This is a genomic window from Ruegeria sp. AG6, from assembly GCF_056541565.1.
This window is the reverse complement of the sequence record NZ_JBQFYQ010000006.1, coordinates 73,024-91,714: the sequence shown is the minus strand read 5'-3', so window position 1 is coordinate 91,714 and position 18,691 is coordinate 73,024. Positions and strand designations below refer to the sequence as shown.

The following is an 18,691-nucleotide window of genomic DNA, read 5'->3' as shown; positions in this document are numbered from 1 at the left end:
GCAAAGGTCTGGAACAGGCTCACAAACCAACCTCTTTCAGGATGAAGTCAACAATCCCGGCAGTATCGTCCAGATCATAGACCGGGCGGTCCAAATCCAGCGGAGTGTCGCTGGCCACGGCCCGAATGGTCGTGTTCTTTGGGGCCATCAGCGCATGGCCCGCCTCAGCGCGGAAAGCTTCGATCTTGGGATGGTCTTCGCGCTTGAAACCTTCAATCAGCACCAGATCAACCGGTGAAAGCCGGGCCAACAGATCGGCCAAAGGGGGCTCTGGCGTGCCGCGCAGCTCTTGCATCATGGCAATGCGCTGACCTGAGGCAAGCAGAACTTCACTGGCCCCTGCCATGCGGTGGCGGTGACTGTCGGTGCCGGGTTGATCCACATCGACACTGTGATGCGCATGTTTGACAGTCGACACCGTAAAGCCACGGCCTGTGATCTCGGCCACCAGCCGTTCCATCAGTCCGGTTTTGCCAGCATTCTTCCAGCCGGTGACGCCAAAGACCCTCATGCCTGCTCCAACAATGTTCGGGCGTGAACCAGATCTTCCGGCGTGTTGACGTTGAAGAACGGGTCAAACGGGTCGGCGTCGAACAAAGCCTCGCGCCCATCATGTTTATCGGTCCACAGCACCACCTTGCGCAGCCCGTCCGTCAGCGCCACCCGCAGATCGTCGCGCAGCGCTACCGGCCAGAGGCCAAAGGTCGGATGCCGGTTAACCCGCTTGCCACCGCCGGATTTCAGCGCCTCGTCCCCGGTGCGCGGGGTTGTGGCCAGAACCAGAGGGTGCACCTGCCCCGCTGCCGCATCTTGCAACCGCACCACTAAATCGCGCGGGAAGAATGGCGTGTCTGCAGCGGCGGTCACAATGCTGTCCGCGCCTCGCTCTGCCGCCCAGTCGAGCCCGGCCAAAACCCCGGCCAAAGGCCCCGCAAACCCTTCGATTGTGTCAGGAAGCACAGGCAGGTTCAGGTCCGAAAACCGCTCGGGGTCGCCGTTGGCGTTCAGAGCCAGCCCACTGACCTGTGGGGACAAACGGTCAATCACATGTGAGAGCAAGCTTTGCCCATTGATCTGCAACAGGCCCTTGTCACCGCCGCCCATCCGGGTCGCCTGTCCACCTGCGAGGATAATGCCGAGGGGTTTGGTCATGATTGGTCCTCGATGTCAGGCCATCTTTTGAGCTTGGTCATAGGCAAAAGAACAGAAACGAGAAAGACAACCAAAAGAACCAAATAAGAAACTCTTGGTGAAATTGACAAAGAAGCGTCAAGCCATTGCGCAATGTGCACCGATCCAAAAGTTAGAACTATGAACGTTCCAGGAGCTACAAAGCACCAGAACACCAAGCGATACATCCGCGCTGATAGTTCTACTGTTGGAATGTGGGCAATTGCTTTTGGCAACCCTTGTATCGCCACGCGCTGAAGGTCTTGCTGTTGCAGTTGGTAGTCTAGCCCAACGGACTGCCATCCAGGCATCCATACGGCAAGGGTTTCCCAGCCACTTACGAACCTGCGGCTTTTCCAGCCCAAAACACTGAGCGTGTCTTCATCAAGCACTCCCATGCCATCGACCAGCGTTTTTTTACAGAGTTCATAGCGACGATGGGCGCGGAGCATCAGCCAAAGCAACCCGATAGAAATCACAAACGGTGGGATCAAGAGAAAGAAATACATCGCGCTCATCCCGCACTCTTCCGACGATGCTTCTTGTCTTCGACCGCAACGGTTGACGGATCCACGTCGCGCAACAGGCGGTCCTCGCCCGACAGGCAGACAAAGCGCTGTCCGCGCATCCGACCAATCAAAGTCAGCCCAACCTCGCGCGCGATCTCGACGCCCCAAGCGGTGAAACCCGAACGAGACGCTAATACAGGAATACCCATCATAGCCGTTTTGATCACCATCTCGGATGTCAGGCGACCTGTAGTGTAAAGGATCTTGTCCACCGCACCCTCGCCTTCGGACAACATCCAACCTGCGATCTTGTCGACGGCGTTGTGGCGGCCCACGTCCTCCATATAGACCAGCGGGCGGTTTTCACGGCACAGGACCGTGCCGTGAATCGCTCCGGCTTCGAGGTACAGCGACGGAGTGCGGTTGATCTTCGAGGCTAGATCATACAGCCAGGAAGTTCGCACCTGAACCTGTGGCAGTTGTACGTCTTCCAGGCCCTCCATCATGTCGCCAAACACAGTACCCACGGCACACCCACTGGTGCGGGTCTTTTTCTTCAGTTTGTCTTCATAAGATGTTTCGCGCGCGGTTCGGACGATCACGGTTTCAAGGTCGTCGTCATATTCCACGCGCGTGATTTCATCATCCGACAGCAGCATCCCCTGATTGCGCAGAAAGCCCAGCGCAAGATATTCGGGATAATCGCCAATCGTCATCGCCGTCACGATTTCCTGCGAATTGAGAAAGATCGTAAGCGGGCGTTCCTCGACCACAGATATCTGGCTGATTTCACCGTTCTGATCCACACCCTCGACCGCTCGGGTCAGGCGCATCGCAGCCGGATCAGGGGCGATAAGATAGTCCGACAGATCGAATTCCGTGGCCAATTGCAACCCCTTCCCAAGACAGTTACTGCTGCATGAATCACCATAGGATTTAGCCATGGCCTCTGCCACATCCAAGTCATACTTCTGGAAAGGTTTTCGGGATGGGACGCCGTTTGTCTTCGTCGCCGTGCCCTTTGGCCTGCTGTTCGGTGTTTTTGCGACCGAAGCCGGGTTGACGCTTGTCCAGACGATGGCCTTTACATCGACCGTTTTTGCAGGTGCCGCGCAATTCGCGGCGTTGCAATTGTTGCAGGACAACACCCCGACCGTGATCATCATAGTCTCGGCGCTGGCTGTGAATCTGCGTATGGCGATGTATTCCGCATCACTGACACCTTACCTGGGTTCCGCGCCCATGTGGCAGCGTGCCTTTGCGGCATACCTGACCGTGGATCAATCTTATGCCTGCTCGATCGTGCGGTTCGAGAAAGAGCCCGACCTGTCAGTGCCGCAACGGATGGCTTATTTCGTGGGCTCTGTCACGCCGATCACACCGCTCTGGATTCTGGGCACTTATCTGGGCGCAGTGCTGGGTGCGCAAATACCGGAAAGCTGGGCACTGGATTTTGCCCTGCCGATCACCTTTCTGGCCATGATAGGGCCGATGATGCGGACCTTTGCACATGTGGTCGCGGCCCTTGTGGCCATTGCGGTATCTTTGCTGACCGTCGTAATCCCGTTCAATCTGGGCCTGTTGATCGCCGGATGCGCTGGAATGATTGCCGGAGCACAGGCGGAACTGATCCTCGAACGTAGAAAGACGCAGTTATGACTCAGCCCAATTCCGTCACCATCTGGGCCATTATCATCGGGCTTGCCATCGGCAGCTATGCGCTGCGCTTTGTCTTTATCGGTTTTGTGGGTGATCGCCCGATGCCGCCTTGGCTGCTGCGTCACCTGCGATATACAGCAGTGGCCATCCTTCCTGCATTGATCGCACCGCTGGTCGTTTGGCCCTCTGCCACCGAAGGGCAACCTGATCTGCCACGAATGTCGGCGGCAGCCGTTGCCCTGGCGGTGGGAGTGATCAGCAAAAACGTGATAGCGGCCATCTTTTCCGGGGCCGCCACGCTCTATGGTCTGCTTTATCTACTGAGTTGAGACAGCGTCGAGCTGGTTGAGACGCGCATTGTTTGCCGCCAAACCTTTTTGCAGATCCGCATCGTCATTTTCCCGATATTCTTCAGTCACGACGCCCGGAATCTGCGCGAACTGTTCCGACAGGTTCACCGGATAGAACGTCACATCAATCTGCTCGAACCCCGGTACCTGCTTCAACAGTTGGGCAGTCGAGTTGGTGCAGAACGCGCCAGCGACCGGACCGGATTGCTTTGCCAGTTGCAAGGCGATTTCAGCCTGTTGCGGGCTCACCTGAATGGTCTGTATGCGGGCATAATGCGTCTCACGCGCGTGCGAGCTGCGATAAGCTCGTTCGACCGCCGGGGTAATGCCGTAAAGCACATCATCCTTCACCGGAACCACATCCGCCCGGAACGAACCGGCAGGGTCAAAGATCACCCGCTCGCTGCCCGAGATCATCAGCGACGTATGCGCGCCCGATCCGGTGCGTGTGTTGATCATTGTGTACAGCGTCAGGGTCGCTGGCCCCGGATCACGGTAGGACCGGGACACGATTTCGTTCCGATCCGCCTGTGGTCGGTTCGAATTGGCGCAGCCCGCCACTGTCGCCGCCAGCAAGCAAGCAATCAATATCCTGAGCAAGTCAGCCCCCGAAACAATTAGGAGGCGAAAACCGCCAAGAACAGGCAAAGGAAGGCAATGGCGACCACACACCACGTGGTGGCTTTGATGAAACCGTTGAATGTCTTGGTTTGGACCGTGATGTCCATTTCGCCGTGCTTGTGTTCAGCCATGAGTCTCAGATTCCCAATTCGCGTGTTTGATCTGTTGGATAATAGAAAACAGAACGCCTGTCACCACGTCATTCGCGCGCAGGACGCTGTTACTTGAGAACCGAACAACCGGGATACCCGAACCCCCACCGCCAGGGCAGGCCGCTGCACGGCCCGCCACCGAATCGCACCGCCCCGTACATTGCATCCGCAGTGATCGCGTGCACGCTGCGAATCTGTTCAGGCGACATGTCGTACTGGTCGGCATAGTCCTCGGCATGGTTGTCTCCGTGCTGCACCACACAGGCGTGCAAGGCGTCATCCGCTGCCAGACGTGCCTCATAGCTTTCGTTGGCTGTCTCTGCACCGCCAGCATTGTGATATGCCCGGTCGTGGATGACGCAGCAGTACTCCCACGGCGGGTGCTCTTGATATAGCGCGCCAACCTGTGGGAATTGCTTTGCCACCCAGCGCCAACTGGCTGACAACCCGCCTGAACAGCCATCGGTTTCAAACGGCGTCAGTTCGGCGTCCTTGCTTTGCTCGATCAGGGCACGGTGGCCCGGCATCTCAAATCCGCGCATCAGATCCTGTGCCCATGCCGACAGTGGCAGCAGAGACAGAAACAGCGCCATGTTAAGGACTTTCATCGCGCATTGCCTCTGTATCGACCTGCAATCCAAAGGTGGTTGCCAGCCACAGCAACAGCCGCTCGCCCGGCCCCATTTCAGCGCGGACGCGCAAAACCTCATTGGCCATGGCCGGGCGGTCGGTAATCAAACCATCCACACCCATCGATGCCATCCTGGACATCTGCAACGGATCATTCACCGTCCAGACATAGATATCCTTACCAGCGTCCTGCACTTTGCGGATCAGCCCAGGTGTAACCATGCCTGCATTGACGGCGACAAATTCACCTTCCAGCCCCGACAGATCCCCAATGGCCGTGGCCGCCAGCACACCAGAGCGCCAGTCGGGCCGCAACTTTTCCATCTTTTGCACGGCCGGGTATTTCAGCGACATGGTGGCAACGTCTTTCTGCATCCCTAGCTCTTCGACAAGGCCGATCACCCGATTTTCCAGATCGACGTCGTGACCATAATATTTCAGCTCGATAAGAACCTTCGACTTGCCCTTGGCCGCTTCCAGAACCTCTCGCAGGGTCGGGGTCCGCTCTGCGGCGTATTCCGGTCCGAACCAGCTTCCGATGTCGATATCAGCAACATCCTGCATCGTCGCATCCCAGACCTTCAGGTTGACGCCGGCCAACTTCATGAAATCGCTGTCATGGGCCACGACAACTACATCATCCGCCGTTTCCTGAACGTCTATCTCAACCCAGTCCGCTCCATCCTCGATCGCTTTCAGGACCGAGGCCATTGTGTTTTCAGGTCGCAAGGCCGCAGCGCCCCGATGGCCGATGACCTCGGCTTGATCCGGCGCCTGCACGCGTTCCAGCAAGCTTTGCCCAAGCCAGAAGCCCACGCCCAATGCGGCCAAGGCCGTCGCGACAGTGACAAGAACCGGCACGCGAATCCTTCGGGGTTCGGGATGGGGAACGTCCTTGGTCTCAGCTTCAAAGAAGCCGTCCAGCAAGACCGCCAATGCGCCCAGCGCCGTCGCCGCCAGAACCAACCCCGCCAGGGACCAAAGCCCCGCAATGATCAGGCTGAGGATCAACGCCAGTCTGAGGCTGCCGCCTTCCTGCAAGGGCACAACTGCAAACAACAGACTGGCCACCGCCGCAATCAAAGCTGCAATCACAAGCCGCAGTCCCAGCCAAAGGGCAAGCTCAATCTTCAAACGCCCGCGCTTGCCTTCCATCTTTTGTTCGCTTTTCGCAAATGCTCCGCGTGGTGAGGCCCCCTCGAACAGGACCAGATGCAACGCCAGCGCCCATCCCGACAGACGGCGGATCAACACCCATGCCAACGCAAGAACGACAAGCCCGATCAGTACCACGGCCACCTGAAAGGCCGGAGGGTGGAATGTCAGGTAATAGTTGATGTCATATTCCGTCAGCGTCCACCATGCGATCAACCCCGCGACGGCCACAAACGGCAGGGCAAGCAGCAGGACGCGCAGGATGAACCGAACGGCAAATCCGAACAGCGCCGGAAAGCGGGACAGGTTCAGTGCCAGTGCCGCACTGCCTGCGCGCCAAGGGTCATTTTCTCCCATACGCAAGGACCCGGCCATGACCGCGAACACAATAACCTCAGCCAGCAAAAACAGACTGAGTACCGCAACACCCGCAATGAACCCTGCCGGAGACAGCAGGAACATCGCAATGTCCTGATCGGTCAGAGCGGTCTGATTTGACAGAGAGACCGCCAGATTGACAGCCACAGCCACACCCGGCGCGATCAGCGCCACCAGCAGCAAGCGCACAGCGACATAAATTGGCACATAGACCCGGCGCCGTTCCCAGGCACCTGCATAGGCATGTGTTACTGCTTGAAAAAATCTTGTCACGTGGGCGCCTCCGGACTGATGCAGTCATTCAAAGGCGCGCAAGCGTGAATTGCAAGTCAGCTGTCTTCCAGATCCGCCGCCAGACGGAAACCGATGCGGTTGGCGGGTTTGTCCTCGACCGATTTGGGCAGGGCGCGCAGCATCACGTTCAACTGGCTGACATGCTGCACCAATTGCGTGCGGGCCCCGGTTCCGTCGGATCCGTAAAAGGTGATCATGTCGGGGTCGAAATACCCCATCCCTTCGATCCGCATGACGCCGGCATCGCCGCCGGTAAAGCCCATCGCGACTTCGTGATCGCCGTCCAGAGTCTTTTCAAAGTTCTGGATATACATGATCAGACGCTCGTAAGCCCATTGCGCCGGGCTTTTGTTGGCAACTGGCTTCTTCAACCCCTCGGGCAGGTCCTTGGCTCCGGATTCGGCATTGGGATCCGCGTGCACCTCGTGACACCGCGGCAAAGCGGCGGCTTCGGCAGCCTCGGCCGAGGTTTCGATCTGGTCCTGCATTCTTCTACCCTTTGCGCTGGTACAGCCATGCCCCGTCAGCGCGTTGCGTCCGGGTTACCGCACCAATGTGGTAGAGATGATTCACATGCGCAACCGCCTCAACCAGCGCAAGCCCATATTCGCCTTCGCGGATCGTGCGTTTGAACAGGGGCAGAAAACAATCTGCGGCCGCTCTGGGTTGATCCAGATGTTTCAACAGGCGGCCCAACGCGCCGTGGTGGTTGTCGATCAGCTGTTTCATCCTCAGCGGCAGGCCCGAAAACGGCAGCTTGTGCCCGCCCAGAACCAGATGATCGGGCCGGGCAAGCGTCTGCAACCGCTCGCAGGCTTCCAGCCACGCTGAAACCGGATCGGCCATCGGTTCCGTGGCATAGACGCCCAGATTGGGACTGATCGAGCTGAGAATCTGATCGCCGCTCAACACTAGATTGTCGTCACGGCTCCAGAAGGTGGCGTGTTCCGGCGCGTGACCATTGCCCATATGCACATCCCAGTCGCGCCCTCCCATTCGGATCACGTCGCCCTGCTTGATCCGGGCAAAGCCCAGCGGCATGGGGTAAACCGTGTCGGCAAAGTTGAACGGACGATCCTTCATCCGCGCATTTAGAACCTCGGGTGCCATGCCGGCGCTGCGATAGAAATCAAGCGTTTCCTGCGGCCATGTCTCTTGCACATCCAGCGTCAGCATCCGCGCGAACAGCCATGAGGTACGGCTTGTGACCAACTCAGCCCCGTGTTCCGACTGAAACCACCCGGCATTGCCGACATGGTCTGGATGATGATGCGTCACCACAACACGGGTGATCGGTTTGCCTTTCAAAGGCCCGCCCATCAGGGTTTCCCAGATACGCCGCGTCTTGTTTGACGACAGCCCGGTGTCAATCACCGTCCAACCTTCGCCATCGTCCAGCGCGTAGATATTGACGTGATCCAGCGCCATCGGAAGAGGCAGGCGCATCCACAGTACACCCTCGGCAACTTCGACGGCTTCGCCCGGCGCGGGCGGTTCAGCCCACGGATATCTGATCCCCGATACGCGATCCCCGTCCATCACGCCGCCAACTCATCCGGGCTGAGCGAAAAGAGGTCACCCGCACCGCTTTGCACCCGCGTCAGAAGCCCGGAATGCTCGGGCAACAAGGCGTTGATGTAGTAGCGCGCCAGTTTGGCCCGCGGTCCTTCCGGATCGGCCAGTGCCGCGGACAGGTGATAATGCCCGCCAAGAACCCGGGCAAACGCCTGAAGATAGGACGTTGCGCCTGCAAATCGGTCGTTCATGTCGTCCTGTGCCACCAACCATTCGGTTGCCTCGCGCAGGGTTTCTGTTGCTTCCCACACTGGACCGGCCAGATCGGGCATCGTCGCGCGCGCGCGCTCGGCCTGTTCTTCGATCTCGTCCAGAAGGTTCGACGCCGCCTCGCCCCCGTCCATCATTTTGCGCGCAACAAGGTCCATGGCCTGAATGCCGTCGGTTCCCTCGTAAATCGCGGTCACGCGAACATCGCGGGAATATTGCGCCGCGCCTGTTTCTTCGACAAAGCCCATTCCGCCATGCACCTGTACGCCGGTTTCGGCCACGCGTATCCCGGTCCGGGCCCCAAAGTTCTTGCCGATTGGCGTCAACAACGCGGCCCGCGCGGCCCAATCGGCGTCGCCGGTGGCTTTCGCCATGTCAATCGCGGTCGCATTGGCCAGAAGAATAGCCCGAGCGGCAAAGATATCGGCGCGCATATCCATGATCATGCGACGCACATCCGCATGATCGATTATCGTACCAGAAGGCGTCCTGCCCTGCTTGCGTTCCAGCGCATAGGCCAAAGCGTGCTGATAGGCGCCTTCCGCAACGCCCACACCCTGGCCACCCACGCCCAGGCGGGCGTTGTTCATCATGGTGAACATGGCCGCCATACCGCCATGTTCCTTACCGACAAGCCATCCTTTGGCGCCGTCATATTGCATCACGCAGGTGGGTGAGCCATGCAGGCCCATCTTGTGTTCGACGGAAACAACCTTAAGGTCGTTGGCCAGGCCGGAATTGCCATCCGCATCGGGGATGTATTTCGGCACCAGAAACAAGGAAATGCCCTTGGTGCCCGGCACACCATCCGGCAGACGGGCCAGAACCAGATGGCAGACATTTTCAGCAAAGTCGTTGTCGCCCCAAGAGATGAAGATCTTCTGCCCGGTCACCGAGTATGTGCCATCACCATTTGGCTCGGCCTTCGAGGTCAGCGCACCCACATCCGATCCGGCCTGAGCTTCGGTCAGGTTCATGGTCGCAGACCACTCACCCGAAATCATTTTGGGCAGATACAGCGACTTCAATTCGTCGCTGGCGTGGTGTTCCAACGCCTCGATCTGGCCCTGCGCCATCAGCGGAGCAAGTTGCAGCGAAAGGCAAGCGGCGCTCATCATCTCGTTCACGGCAGTGGTGACAGCCATCGGCAGGCCCATTCCGCCGAATTGGGGATCAGCGCTGATCCCGATCCACCCGCCTTCAGCAATCGCCTTCCAGCCATCGGCATAACCCGGAGAGCTGCGCAGCACGCCATTCTCAAGCCGAGCCGGTTCCAGATCACCGGCACGCTGCAACGGGGCCAGAACCTCTTCGCTCATCTTGGCCGCTTCGGTCAGGATGGCCGTGACGACATCGGCGCTGGCATCTTCGAAAATCTCGGTGGCGGCGACCTGGTCGAACCCGACGACATGGTCCAGCAGAAATTGATAATCTGAGATTGGGGCGCGATATGGCATGATTTCTCTCGGGGTCTAACGGATCAGAATACATCGGCGGGCTTGGAATCAAATGCAAGCGCCGGTAAGCGTGTGGGCCTGAACCGATTACGTACCTTACCTCAAGTTCCAGGCAACCAAAACGCGGCGTCATCAGATATGATCTCATCCGGCACACAGGAATTGACGGCAGATCCCGGCGGCATCGCGCAGGCTGCCGATTTTTTGCGCCAGGGTCTTCTGGTCGCTTTTCCGACCGAAACGGTCTATGGCCTTGGCGGCGATGCCCGCAACGGACAGGCCGTCGCATCGATTTACGAGGCCAAGGGACGGCCCAGCTTCAACCCGCTGATCGCCCATGTCGCCTCGGTCGAAGCGGCCCAGCGCTTTGTGCAATGGTCGGATCTGGCCGAGCAGCTGGCACAGGCCTTCTGGCCCGGTCCTCTGACCCTGGTTCTGCCGTTGCGCGAAGGGCACGGGGTTTCCTCGCTGGTGACCGCCGGGCTGGACACTCTGGCCGTGCGGGTGCCTGCGCATCCGACGGCGCGTGCGCTGCTGGCCGACTTTGACGGACCGGTCGCGGCCCCTTCGGCTAATCCCTCGGGTCAGATCAGCCCCACGACGGCGGCTCATGTGTGGTCCGGTCTTGGCGGAAGGATCGCGGCTGTTCTGGACGACGGCCCCTGTGCGGTGGGGCTGGAATCCACCATTGTCGGTCTGGCCGGAGAGCTCACATTGCTGCGTCCGGGCGGCGTTGCGTTGGACCGGATCGAAAGCGTGCTGAACCTGCACCTGCACCTGCACCAATCCGGCGATCTGCTGACCGCTCCGGGACAGTTGCAGTCGCATTATGCGCCCGACGCCCCGGTCCGCCTGAACGCCACTGCGCGTCACGGGGATGAGGTTCTGCTGGGCTTTGGAGCGGTGGATTGCGACCTGAACCTGTCTGTCGAAGGACGTCTGACCGAGGCGGCCGCGAACCTCTTTGCAGCCCTTCACAGGTTGAACGAGACCGGGCGACCCATTGCCGTATCTCCGATCCCGAACACCGGATTGGGGGCTGCAATCAACGACAGGCTGCGCCGCGCCGCTGCGCCACGCGACAGCTGATCAGGCCCGGCCTGCGCTGGCGGACAACGTCAGAGGGTCCACCCCGAGCGTCGCCAAGGCAGCTTCCCATTTGTCGTCATCAGGCACGTCGAAGACAAGTTTCGTCGTCGCTTCGGTGGTCAGCCAGCCGTTCATCGCGATTTCGTCCTCAAGCTGACCTGGCCCCCAGCCGGAATAGCCCAGCGTCAGCATCGAATTCAGTGGTCCGCTGCCAGAGGCCAGATCTTCAAGCACATCCAGCGTCGCCGTCATGCTGAAATCCGCGGAAATATGCATCGAATGCAGATTGGCCTCGTAATCGGCGCTGTGCAGGACAAATCCGCGCGACATCTCGACCGGGCCACCGAAATGCACAAGGCGCTCTCCGATCACCGGGATACTGCAGGCGATGTTCAGTTGCCCCAGCAACGTCTTGATTCGCAGATCCGAAGGCTTGTTCACGATCAATCCCATGGCGCCATCGTCGCCATGGCTGCACATATACACCACCGAATGGTCGAATCGCGGATCGCCCATTCCGGGCATCGCAATCAACAGTTTTCCGGTCAGGTCCATGGGCCTTCATCTCTTTGTCCGTTCACGTCAACAATGGCCCTGCCGCACCCCAGTTTGCAAGAGACCAACCCGTATTTCGACAGATTTCAGCGCGGTGACCGGATCGTGACTTGGAATCCGCGCCATCGACGCGCATTTATGGGGTATGAAGATGCCGATCAAACCCACCGCCGTCGCCGCGCTCGCGTGTCTGAGCCTGTCCGTTCCAGTTGCCGCGCAAGATTTGGACAACGTGGTTCGGCTGGATGTTCTGGATGGTGGTCGGACGGCCAACGGCACCTATATGTCCGCGTTGAAACTGACGCTCAAGGATGGCTGGAAAACCTACTGGCGCGCGCCAGGAGATTCCGGCATCCCGCCCGAGTTCGACTGGAAGCGATCCAGAAATGTCGGCCAGGTGGAAATCATCTGGCCCTCGCCCGAAATCTTTGATCAGAATGGCCTGCAATCGATTGGCTATGAAAATCAGCTGGTCCTGCCCATCAAGGTCACTCCGCGCAACCCGGCAAAACCGGTCCGTCTGAAAGGCAAGATGGATCTGGGGGTCTGCAAAGACGTTTGCATACCGGAACGCCTGGATTTCGACCACACGCTGGACGCCGAAGCTGATCGCAACCCGGCGATTGCCGCAGCGATGGCGCAAAGGCCCTATTCCGCGCGCGAAGCCCGTGTCACCAAGACCACCTGCAACCTGACGCCCACGAAAGATGGGATGCGGATCGAGGCGCGGATGACGATGCCATCCGCGGGCGGTCGAGAAGTCGCCGTGATCGAACCCGGCAATCCTTCGCTTTGGGCCTCGCAACCCGTATCTCTAAGGCAGGGGGATACATTGGTGGCCGAAGCAGAAATCATACACGCATCAGGTGCACCTTTTGCGCTGGACCGGTCCGAGATCCGGATCACCGTTCTGGGGTCTGACCACGCGGTGGATATTCTGGGCTGTAGCGCGGGCTGAATGCATGAGCCAATCCCCCAAGATCGGTGCATTGGCGGTTGTTCTGCATCAGGACAAGGTTCTTCTGGTTCAGCGCAGCAAACAGCCGGACAAGGGGCTGTGGGGGTTCCCCGGCGGCCACGTAGAGTGGGGTGAAACCGTTCTGCAGGCGGCGCAGCGTGAGTTGCGGGAAGAAACCTCGGTGATTGCGGAACCGTCTCATTACCTGAGAAATCTGGATCTGCTGCGTCACGACAAGGCGGGGCAGGTTTTGTCCCATTACCTGTTGGTCGGCGTTGCCTGCCGCTATCAGTCCGGCACACCGCAGGCTGGTGATGACGCGCTGGATGCCCGCTGGTTTGCCATCGAGCAGATACGCCGGGGCGACCTGCCGATGAGCGCGCGGGTCATCGACCTATTGGAACACGCGATCCGCGCGGATCAGGCATCGGCCGATCTTGTCAGCCGCCCATAAAGCAAACCTGACAGGATCACGCTCAGGACCACGATCAGAATCGCCCCGGCCAGGAATGCACCCAACCCCATTCGCAGCACCGCAATGCCATCTCCACCCGCATAGAGGCCTTGCAGCACGCCAAGCGGCGCGCCTGAAACCGCGGGCCAAATCATCGTCAGGCCGAACCAAACAGCCAATGCGGCACCGGTTGCCGCCAGCGCCCCGCGAACCACCCGGTCGGGTGCCCGCGCGGCACGGCGCATGGCTGTCATCGGACGCGCCACGTCATTGAGGATCGCCAGCAGGGCAGGCACCAGAATCAGAACCAGCAACATCCCGAACCCAAGCCCGTAAACCAGCGTGATCACGGTCGGCTTGAGGAATTGCGCTTGTTGCGAACCTTCATAAAGCAACGGTGCAAGTCCAAGAACCGTGGTCAAAGTGGTCAGCATCACGGGACGCAACCTGTCTGCGGTACCTTCGACAATGGACGGAACCAGACCACGGTCTTTTTGATACGCATCTATCGTCGTCACCAGAACGATCGAGTCGTTGATGATAATCCCCGTCATGCCCAGCAACCCGACCACCGTGAACATGCTGAGCGGCACATCCCAGATGTAGTGGCCCCAGATCGCACCAACGAGGCCAAAGGGTATGATTGCCATGACAACCACTGGCCGTGTCCAGCTGGCGAACACCCAGGCCAGAACAAGGTAGATACCTGTCAGGCACAGGATCAAACCGGTGCGGGCTTCGGCAAGGAATTCATTCTCCTGTTCACTCAGGCCCGACATGCGCCACTCGACTTGCCGTTCGGCAGCGATATTCGGCAGGATTTCTTCCTGCATCGCCCGTTCGATTTCAGCCGCGCGGGCCGGATCATCCTCGGAGATGTCGCCATAGACCGAAACAACCCTCAGGCCGTTTTCGCGCCGAACCGTCGAGAAACCGGATTCACGCTCGACCGAAACGATGTCGGCCAGCGGTACGTAAACCCCGTCAGGAGACCGCATGAGTGTACGCTCGAGGAAATCTGCCGTCAGTTCGCCTTCAGGCAGTTCCACACGGATCTCGGCACTGCGCGGCCCGTCCGGGAAAGTTGCCGCTTCGATACCGTTCAGGCGATTGCGCAGGGCGCGACCAAGCGTTTCAATCCGGAATCCCAGCGCCTCTCCCTGTGCAGTCAGGTCCAGGATGAACTCTTCCTTGTCATAAGCCAGGTTGTCTTCCAGCGCCGAGACTTCGGGAAATTTCGACAGCTCGGCCTGCAAGTCTTCGGACGCCGCCTTGAGAACGCTCACGTCCGAGCCAAAAAACTGCACGTCGATGGCGTCGCCACCCGGTCCAGAGCGCCACCCCCGGAAGCTGATCACTTCGAGCTTGGGATGGCGCGGCGCGAATTCCTGCAACTCTCCGACGAATTCGAAACTCGAATAAGGGCGCAGATCGGCATCGATGAGTTCGATCGAGATACCCCCCAACAAACTGCCATCCTTGCCATCCGCAGCAGCCAGCTGTCGGCCTGCATTGCCGCCAACCTCGGCCAGGACATAGTCGATCGGATTGCGCCCATGACGCTCTTCATAGATCTGGCCCAGGTCATTGACCGCCTGTTGCAGAAGGCGCATCATTTCCAGCGTATCCGATCGCGTCGAACCTTCGCGCATGATAAAGCCGCCGGTCACGGAACTTCGCTCTGGTGCATTGAAGAAACGCCAATTGACGTCGCCGCGAATGAACAGCGCCACCTGGCTGGCTAATACCGCGATCATCAGCGCCACGACGACGTAGCGCGCCCATATCACCCAGGCGATCAAGGGACGGAACAGGTGATCCCGAACCCAACGGAAACCACGATTGACGACCCGGTTGGGCAGATCATACCAGTGTTCCTTGGCCGAATGCGCGATGGCGTGTGCCATGTGATTGGGAAGGATCAGAAAGCATTCGACCAGCGAAGCGATCAAAACGGCGATCACCGTAAAGGGAATGTCGCGGATCAATTCTCCGAAACGTCCGCCCACAAGGGTCAGACCGAAAAACGCGATTACCGTCGTGACAGTCGCAGCCAGAACCGGCATGGCCATCCGCCGCGCCGCACGTTCCGCAGCCACAACAGGCGGCTCACCCAAACGCCGGGCGCGGAAATCCGCGTGTTCCCCCACCACGATGGCGTCATCAACCACGATGCCCAGCGTGATGATCAGGCCGAACAGCGAGACCATGTTCAGCGACAAGCCCCCCAGATACATCAATGCGATTGCGGCCGACATCGCCACGGGGATACCCGCCGCAACCCAGAAGGCGATGCGCGCGTTGAGGAACAAGAACAGCAGGCAGACGACAAGGCCAAGACCCATCAACCCGTTGTTGACCAGGATGTTCAATCGGTCGGTTATGGCCTGGGCGCGGGTGCGGATCAGCTCAATCTTCACACCTTCGGGCAAGCTGGCCTGCATTTCACGGGCAACATCTTCGACCGTGTGCTGGATGTCTATCGCATCGCCCAGATTTGACCGATCAACCCGGATGGACATGGCCGGATCGTCGCCGACGAAATAACTGCGATACCGTGTGACACCTTCGACCCGAATCCTGGCAATATCACCGACCTTCAGCTTCGACCCGTTGGCAAAGGTCCGCAGCGCGATGTCTTCGATCTGCTCCGGGGTCCTCTTTTCGGTTCCGGCCCGGATACGCGCACCTGCGCCCTCAACCTCACCAGCGGGATCGGTGCTGACCTCGGCCGCAATCGCGGACGCGATCTCTTCCATGGTGATGTCATTGGCGATCAATTGCGCCGTTGTGATCTCGACAATGATCTGAGGCGCGGCAATGCCCCTGATTTCGGTTCGCGTAACCCCTGCCGAAAACAAACGGTTGATGAACTCATCCGTCAGCTTCGCCAGTTGATTGGTGTCGGTGGGGCCACTGATAACGACATCCGTTACCCGATCCCGCCAAGCGCCGCGTCGAATTTCAGGTTCTTCCGAGCCTTCGGGCAGATCCGTCACACCGTCTATCGCGGTCCGGACGTCTTCGACCGCGCGGGACATGTCCCAGTTCGGCTCAAACTCCAGTCTGACGCGGGTCCAACCTGGGTGGGAACTGGCCTCGGTACTGGTTACCCCTTCAACGGCCAGCAGCGCAGGTTCCAACAACTGCACGATACCGGCATCCATGTCCTCGGGGCCTGCACCTTCCCACGAGACGGTCACATCAACGCGTTCCAGAATGACATCCGGAAAGAACTGCGCCCGCATGTTCGGGATAGCTGCCGCACCCAGAACCAGCATCACCAGCAGCAGCAAATTGGCGACCGTCCGGTGCCGTGTGAAATAACTGAGAAGGCCACCCGCTGCGCCAGGTATCTCGCGCATCATGACGCTCAACCCCCGGCCTTGGTTTCAATGCGCCGCACCAGAGATGAAGGGACGCGCGCTTCGCGCAACTGACCGAGAACCTGAGTTTTCTCATCCTGAGGCATGAATTCGCTGGCCTCGACCCGGGCCACGAGTTCAGCGCGTTTCGCATCTGACAGTTCGACCATGCCCGGGTCTGCCCCGGCCTCAAGCCGCAAGGGGCGCACCCGCACGCCAGATCCAAGCAACGGCGTGCGTCCGATCACAACCTCGCGCCCTTCCAACCCGTCGCCCCTCAGCAAAACCTCGTCACCCTGTCTGCGGACAAGCTGCACCGGCAAACTTTCCAGACGGTCATCCGCACCCAGCACCAGAACCGTTCCCGATGCATCCAATGCCGAAGACGGCAAGCGGAACACATTGGCAAGCGGTTGTTCCTGAACCGAGACGGTGACGAAATCTTCGGGCTTGAAACCGGACGCCTCTTGCAGACGCGCATAGATCAAACGTCCGGTCTGACCCTCGCCCGCAGAACCGCTGTCGCGGCTGATATGACCAGTCGCGGTCAGATCGGTGCCCGTCACCTCAAGCGAAACCGTGACCGGTGCGTTGATCAGCCTGTCATTCTCGTCCAACAGACGTACATATTGTGCTGTCGACACCCGGAACGCCACTTCAAGAGCGTTTGGATCAACCAGTTCAGCCAGTTTTTCATTCGCCGACACCAACCGCCCTTCCACAAGCGTCACATCGGTCAGAGTGCCGCTGAATCCGGCCCGAATGGTCATATCGTCAAGATCGCGTTCCGCTGCCTCCAAGGCAATCACCGCGCGCGCCAACAACGTCGTTGCCTGATCGACGCGAGATTCAGCCTGTGCAAGCGCGATACGACGCGCCAGAACGGCCTGTTGTGCCGAAGCAGCCGCCAGTTCCGCCTCTTCCACGCTGGCGGCGGCGCCTACCCCTCGGGACTCCAGATCGCGTTGCCGTTGCAGCGCCCGTTCCCGCAGTTCGGCTTGCGCCTCGGCCGATTTCAATTCGTCCTGCGCCAGCAGCAAAGACCGTTCGGCATCACGTTCTTCAAATTGTGCGTCCAAAAGATCGGACTTGGCCCGATCCAGCGCGGATTGGGCATCCGCCGGATCCAGTTCAACCAGAACTTCCCCGGCAGTTACCGTTCCGCCATCCACGAAATCCTCTGCCAAGGCGACAACGCGGCCACCCAGTGCCGCGCGCAATTCCAGCCTGCGCCGGCTCTGGACCTCTCCGAATGCTTCTAGATATGGGATTACGGTTTCCGCCTCGGCCTGACGTACGGCAACCGCGAAGACCCGTTCGCGGGCCGCGGGCGCCTGGTCCTCACGCGTCAGGACGTCCTGAACGGCACCCATGATGATCTGCGCGGCAACAAACAGCAGAGCAAGCGTCAGGAACGCCAGAAAGATACCGACAAGACTCTGCCGTAGAAATCGCATCAAACAGTTACCCCGGTTGCACCAAGCTGCCGTCCACAACATGTAGCCGGATCACGAATTATGCCAAGCCACAAAGCGGTTATACGGAATTGAACGTACGACCAGTCTACTTCCGTCGCAGATGTTCGTCCAATCTGGGCATTATTTCCACAAAATTGCAGGGGCGATGCCGGTAATCGAACTGTTTTTCCAAAATCCCATCCCACGCATCCTTGCAGGCCCCCGGGCTGCCGGGCAATGCAAAAAGGTATGTTCCCCCCGCAACCCCCCCGGTTGCGCGGGACTGCACCGCCGAAGTGCCGATTTTCTCCATCGAAATGACGGTAAAGACAGTACCGAATGCGTCGATCTCTTTTTCGTACACGTCCCGATGCGCTTCGACCGTCACGTCCCGCCCGGTCAAACCCGTTCCACCGGTCGAGATCACGACATCGATCTGCTCATCAGCCACCCATGCCCGCAACTGATCGGCGATCTGGTCGCGCTCATCCCGGATGATCTGGCGGTTCGCAACCACATGGCCCGCTTTTTCGATCCGGTCCACCAATGTCTGCCCCGAGCGATCTTCGTCCATCGATCGGGTGTCCGAAACGGTCAGAACGGCAATTCTGACGGGGATGAACTCCTTGGTTTCGTCAATGCGCGACATCTTG

General features: G+C 59.4%; 20 protein-coding genes. 5 read left to right on the top strand and 15 right to left on the bottom strand.

What is annotated here, in order from left to right:
• Positions 1–19 precede the first annotated feature (19 nt).
• Genes mobB through ACR0I0_RS13730 form a run of 4 tightly spaced genes read right to left on the bottom strand, consistent with a single transcriptional unit; the run spans position 20 to position 2,572 of the window.
• Complete coding sequence (mobB, locus tag ACR0I0_RS13745) at positions 20–511, bottom strand: molybdopterin-guanine dinucleotide biosynthesis protein B (protein WP_480491862.1); 492 nt, start codon at positions 509–511, stop codon at positions 20–22.
• Positions 508–1,152, bottom strand: coding sequence for a molybdenum cofactor guanylyltransferase MobA (gene mobA, locus ACR0I0_RS13740; protein ID WP_480491861.1), 645 nt, complete (start codon positions 1,150–1,152; stop codon positions 508–510). The genes mobB and mobA overlap by 4 nt, the downstream gene beginning before the upstream one ends.
• Positions 1,149–1,688 (bottom strand): hypothetical protein, encoded by a 540-nt coding sequence (locus ACR0I0_RS13735; RefSeq protein ID WP_480491859.1) that lies wholly within the window; start codon positions 1,686–1,688, stop codon positions 1,149–1,151. The genes mobA and ACR0I0_RS13735 overlap by 4 nt, the downstream gene beginning before the upstream one ends.
• Positions 1,685–2,572, bottom strand: a complete 888-nt coding sequence (locus ACR0I0_RS13730; protein WP_480491946.1) for a formate dehydrogenase accessory sulfurtransferase FdhD — start codon at positions 2,570–2,572, stop codon at positions 1,685–1,687. Before ACR0I0_RS13730 ends, ACR0I0_RS13735 begins: the two co-directional genes overlap by 4 nt.
• Positions 2,573–2,621: 49 nt before the next feature.
• On the opposite strand from ACR0I0_RS13730, the gene ACR0I0_RS13725 reads away from it, so the two are divergent.
• Both ACR0I0_RS13725 and ACR0I0_RS13720 read left to right on the top strand, forming a co-directional pair.
• Positions 2,622–3,338 (top strand): AzlC family ABC transporter permease, encoded by a 717-nt coding sequence (locus ACR0I0_RS13725; RefSeq protein WP_210093352.1) that lies wholly within the window; start codon positions 2,622–2,624, stop codon positions 3,336–3,338.
• Positions 3,335–3,667 (top strand): AzlD domain-containing protein, encoded by a 333-nt coding sequence (locus ACR0I0_RS13720; protein ID WP_480491857.1) that lies wholly within the window; start codon positions 3,335–3,337, stop codon positions 3,665–3,667. The genes ACR0I0_RS13725 and ACR0I0_RS13720 overlap by 4 nt, the downstream gene beginning before the upstream one ends.
• On the opposite strand, the gene ACR0I0_RS13715 is transcribed toward ACR0I0_RS13720, so the two are convergent.
• The 7 genes from ACR0I0_RS13715 to ACR0I0_RS13685 all read right to left on the bottom strand — a co-directional run bounded on the left by ACR0I0_RS13715 (position 3,656) and on the right by ACR0I0_RS13685 (position 10,160).
• Positions 3,656–4,288 carry a hypothetical protein gene (locus ACR0I0_RS13715; protein WP_480491855.1) on the bottom strand — a complete coding sequence of 211 codons (633 nt, stop codon included), beginning with the start codon at positions 4,286–4,288 and terminating at the stop codon, positions 3,656–3,658. The genes ACR0I0_RS13720 and ACR0I0_RS13715 overlap by 12 nt on opposite strands.
• A 17-nt stretch (positions 4,289–4,305) precedes the next feature.
• On the bottom strand, positions 4,306–4,440 hold the full coding sequence (locus ACR0I0_RS13710) for an aa3-type cytochrome c oxidase subunit IV (RefSeq protein WP_050604020.1): 135 nt from the start codon (positions 4,438–4,440) through the stop codon (positions 4,306–4,308).
• Positions 4,441–4,529: 89 nt separating this feature from the next.
• Positions 4,530–5,069, bottom strand: a complete 540-nt coding sequence (locus ACR0I0_RS13705) for a hypothetical protein (RefSeq protein WP_480491853.1) — start codon at positions 5,067–5,069, stop codon at positions 4,530–4,532.
• Complete coding sequence (locus tag ACR0I0_RS13700; RefSeq protein ID WP_480491851.1) at positions 5,056–6,897, bottom strand: glycerophosphodiester phosphodiesterase; 1,842 nt, start codon at positions 6,895–6,897, stop codon at positions 5,056–5,058. The genes ACR0I0_RS13705 and ACR0I0_RS13700 overlap by 14 nt, the downstream gene beginning before the upstream one ends.
• 56 nt (positions 6,898–6,953) lie before the next feature.
• Positions 6,954–7,406 carry a DUF6173 family protein gene (locus ACR0I0_RS13695; protein ID WP_170346311.1) on the bottom strand — a complete coding sequence of 151 codons (453 nt, stop codon included), beginning with the start codon at positions 7,404–7,406 and terminating at the stop codon, positions 6,954–6,956.
• A gap of 4 nt (positions 7,407–7,410) precedes the next feature.
• On the bottom strand, positions 7,411–8,457 hold the full coding sequence (locus tag ACR0I0_RS13690) for an MBL fold metallo-hydrolase (RefSeq protein WP_209834702.1): 1,047 nt from the start codon (positions 8,455–8,457) through the stop codon (positions 7,411–7,413).
• Entirely contained in the window at positions 8,457–10,160 is a 1,704-nt protein-coding gene (locus tag ACR0I0_RS13685) for an acyl-CoA dehydrogenase (RefSeq protein ID WP_480491848.1), read from the bottom strand. Before ACR0I0_RS13685 ends, ACR0I0_RS13690 begins: the two co-directional genes overlap by 1 nt.
• A gap of 138 nt (positions 10,161–10,298) precedes the next feature.
• Between ACR0I0_RS13685 and ACR0I0_RS13680 the strand changes: the two genes are divergently transcribed.
• Positions 10,299–11,249 carry an L-threonylcarbamoyladenylate synthase gene (locus tag ACR0I0_RS13680; RefSeq protein WP_171635008.1) on the top strand — a complete coding sequence of 317 codons (951 nt, stop codon included), beginning with the start codon at positions 10,299–10,301 and terminating at the stop codon, positions 11,247–11,249.
• Here ACR0I0_RS13680 and ACR0I0_RS13675 read toward each other — a convergent pair whose 3' ends face one another.
• Positions 11,250–11,804 (bottom strand): YqgE/AlgH family protein, encoded by a 555-nt coding sequence (locus ACR0I0_RS13675; protein ID WP_480491846.1) that lies wholly within the window; start codon positions 11,802–11,804, stop codon positions 11,250–11,252.
• A 145-nt stretch (positions 11,805–11,949) separates the two neighbouring features.
• On the opposite strand from ACR0I0_RS13675, the gene ACR0I0_RS13670 reads away from it, so the two are divergent.
• A complete protein-coding gene (locus ACR0I0_RS13670; RefSeq protein WP_371732240.1) occupies positions 11,950–12,762 on the top strand; it encodes a protein-disulfide reductase DsbD domain-containing protein in 813 nt (270 codons plus the stop codon).
• 4 nt (positions 12,763–12,766) lie between these two features.
• Entirely contained in the window at positions 12,767–13,216 is a 450-nt protein-coding gene (locus ACR0I0_RS13665) for an NUDIX hydrolase (RefSeq protein ID WP_209834712.1), read from the top strand.
• On the opposite strand, the gene ACR0I0_RS13660 is transcribed toward ACR0I0_RS13665, so the two are convergent.
• The 3 genes from ACR0I0_RS13660 to moaB all read right to left on the bottom strand — a co-directional run bounded on the left by ACR0I0_RS13660 (position 13,183) and on the right by moaB (position 18,687).
• Complete coding sequence (locus tag ACR0I0_RS13660; RefSeq protein WP_480491844.1) at positions 13,183–16,584, bottom strand: efflux RND transporter permease subunit; 3,402 nt, start codon at positions 16,582–16,584, stop codon at positions 13,183–13,185. The genes ACR0I0_RS13665 and ACR0I0_RS13660 overlap by 34 nt on opposite strands.
• A gap of 5 nt (positions 16,585–16,589) precedes the next feature.
• Entirely contained in the window at positions 16,590–18,038 is a 1,449-nt protein-coding gene (locus ACR0I0_RS13655; RefSeq protein WP_480491842.1) for an efflux RND transporter periplasmic adaptor subunit, read from the bottom strand.
• Positions 18,039–18,144: 106 nt separating this feature from the next.
• The gene (gene moaB, locus ACR0I0_RS13650; protein WP_480491840.1) at positions 18,145–18,687 is read right to left on the bottom strand and encodes a molybdenum cofactor biosynthesis protein B; all 543 of its coding nucleotides are present in this window, start codon (positions 18,685–18,687) and stop codon (positions 18,145–18,147) included.
• Between the last annotated feature and the right edge of the window lie 4 nt (positions 18,688–18,691).